This window comes from Bacillus sp. JJ1773 (assembly GCF_036962035.1).
Classification (GTDB): Bacteria; Bacillota; Bacilli; order Bacillales; family Cytobacillaceae; genus Cytobacillus.
The window spans coordinates 71,964-73,052 of the sequence record NZ_JBALNX010000052.1; the positions used below are offsets into that span (position 1 = coordinate 71,964).

Annotated in this window: 1 protein-coding gene; it reads right to left on the minus strand. The window is 34.9% G+C overall.

Translation table 11 applies throughout. The annotated features are described in order from the left end of the window. Positions 1-40 precede the first annotated feature (40 nt). Positions 41-811 carry a sporulation protein gene (locus V7127_RS16535; protein ID WP_335487820.1) on the minus strand — a complete coding sequence of 257 codons (771 nt, stop codon included), beginning with the start codon at positions 809-811 and terminating at the stop codon, positions 41-43. Positions 812-1,089: the final 278 nt, after the last annotated feature.

Genomic DNA, 1,089 nt, shown 5'->3' on the forward strand with positions numbered 1-1,089 from the left:
GCCCTAATTTGAATCACAGGGCTCATTTTTTTGTATCAATTTATGAGTATTGCTGAATGATAGATTGAATTCTTTGCTGCATATTCGGTATATCCACTCGGTTTACAGAGAAACGCACATGTGATTCATCTAGATTAAGTGCTTCGGAAAATAGGCTTCCTAATCCTCTTACTTTCCTGTCAACCTGCATTAATATTTGAATTTCATTGCTTGAAATTGGGAAAAAGGTAATTTCTAATTCATCCAAACGGCCTCGGAATGGACCAGAGGTTGGGACAAATTCAAACTCCTGAATAAATGGCAATCTGCTGCGGAAACGGCTAGATGCGTATTCACATTCTGCTTCCCTCAACCGAAAGCCTAAACTATTTATTGCTTGAAATACAGAATCCATAAGTTCATTAGGTACAACCCGAAGATAATCTTTATCAGTAGGATCAACTGCATTTTTAATATCCAGGCCTGTCGAAACCCATAACTTTGTCTTACCGATAGATAGTGGAGTATCTGATGGAATGATGAAGGAAAATGGGATTTCTTTACGTTCATTAGCCAGGAGAGTAAATGATGCAGTAATTTGAAAACGGTCAATTAAACCTGTGACTGTGTACTTTTTATCATCTGACTCCTTTAAATAGGTTGTGTTAATTGACAAGTAAATAGCATCAATCTTTTGTTCTACATTTCCTCCCCGAATTTCAACAACCCCTCTAATTTCACCGCCTGGTGTAACTGTATCCTGAACTAGCTTCGTATCCACCTTTGCTGACCCAATTCCAAAACTTGCCAAAACTTTATTAAAAAATGACATTCCATACTCCTCCTTTATTAAGTCGCTCAGTCAAGAATAATACGAATCTCTTAATTTAAAGGTTTCATAAATATAAAAATTATTTCGGAAATCTTTATTTATCTTCCTACATGATTGATAGGGTAATGATACAATAATGTTAATTGAACAAAATTTTCAATAAATTTCATTTTTTGATTGGGGATGATTTTTATTAACAAGAAGCTATTTATTACGCGAAAGCCTCCTCAGCATGTGTTAGATTACTTAAATGAGAACTTTCAAGTTGATATTTGGGA

What these genes read in the sequence shown, in the direction of transcription:
- V7127_RS16535 (WP_335487820.1), bottom strand. Translation starts at nt 811, where the DNA reads ATGTCATTTTTTAATAAAGTTTTGGCAAGTTTTGGAATTGGGTCAGCA.